At 49.2% G+C, this 1,506-nt stretch carries 1 protein-coding gene; it reads left to right on the top strand.

The features are described 5' to 3' along the window. Positions 1-232 precede the first annotated feature (232 nt). Positions 233-1,471, top strand: coding sequence for an IS110 family RNA-guided transposase (locus E0L20_RS23750; protein ID WP_004132572.1), 1,239 nt, complete (start codon positions 233-235; stop codon positions 1,469-1,471). The last annotated feature ends 35 nt before the right edge of the window (positions 1,472-1,506 follow it).

The following is a 1,506-nucleotide window of genomic DNA, read 5'->3' as shown; positions in this document are numbered from 1 at the left end:
ATATAGTCATTCACACCCTGAGAGTTACACTTTTAAGTGATTCAGGGTATGCGCTTATTGGTTACGAATATTGTGCCAGAATCATGTGATTTGATGATTTCCGCTTTGCTTTCGAGCCAGTAAGTGCTCCACGTTCGCTAACGAATACTCAGGGCATGCAGAAAAACTGCTGACTATATTTCTTTCGAAGAGCGTGGAATGCATACCAATCCCCGATAAAAAGGAGTTGGTGATGACTGCGAAAGATCAGTTTGCTGCTCATGTTGGTTTGGACTGGGCGGATAAAAAACACGATGTCTGCGTTCAGTTTAAAAACGGTGATCGCATATTCCATGTGATTGAACATACGCCTGAGGCACTTGATATCTGGCTCAATGAGTTACACCAGAGGGCGAAAGGCAGGATTGCTATTGCCGTTGAGCTGAAGAAAGGCCCGGTGGTGTATGCACTCCAGAAGTACCCATTTGTCACTGTTTTTCCAGTACACGCGTTGTCACTGGCCCGCTACCGACAGGCTTTCTGGCCCAGCGGTGCGAAGGATGATCCGCAGGATGCTGAGCTGGCATTAGACCTGATGCTACGTTATCCCCACAAGATAAAAGCCATTGAAGCCGACAATCCGGATATCCGATTACTCCAGCAATTAGTTGAGCAGCGCCGACTGCTGGTCGAAGACAAGCGTCGTTTTGTTAATCGGCTCATCAATACGCTTAAGCAGTATTACCCTCAGCCCCTGGAATGGTTCTCCCATCGGGACAGCTCACTGTTCTGCGAGCTAATCATTCGCTGGCCGAGTCTGCAACAACTCAAACGGGCTCGCAGCGATACTGTCCGTAATTTTATGAATGCTAAAGGTGGTCCTGCTGTTGCATATACCGAACAGCGGGTTGCAAGTATTGCCAGCGCTATTCCCCTGACCACAGATAAAACTGTCATCGAGGCAAATGCCTTGATGGCAATAGCACTAGCATCCCAAATCAAACTGACAGGCGACCTAATCAGAACCTACGATGAACGTATTGAATCCTTATTCGATACGCTTCCGGATGCAGAACTGTTCAAATCACTTCCTGGAATGGGACCGTGTATGGGCCCACGGATGCTTGCAGCACTGGGTGATAACCGCGACCGCTTCAACAGCGCCGAAGAAATTCAAAACTACGCTGGCATCGCACCAGTAACCGAGCGAAGTGGTCAAAAATCCTGGGTACACTGGCGTTGGCAGTGCGCGAAGTTCGTCCGACAGACATTCGTGGAATGGACTGCGAAGACGGTTAACTCATCGTACTGGGCCAGACTTTATTACCAGGGCCAGCGAGAAAAAGGGAAATCTCATCAGTCAGCGCTCCGGGCTCTGGCATTTAAATGGATAAGGATCATTTACCGCTGCTGGAAGACCAGAACCCGGTACGACGAAGCGAAATATTTGCTGGCACTGGAAGCGCGAAAGTCGCCCTTACTGAAGCCATAAAAAGCTTGTCGAATGTCTCAGGGCGTGAAGCGGAC

This window comes from Enterobacter wuhouensis (assembly GCF_004331265.1).
Classification (GTDB): Bacteria; Pseudomonadota; Gammaproteobacteria; order Enterobacterales; family Enterobacteriaceae; genus Enterobacter; species Enterobacter wuhouensis.
Note: the sequence above shows the minus strand (reverse complement) of the source record. Positions and strands in the feature narration are given on the sequence as shown.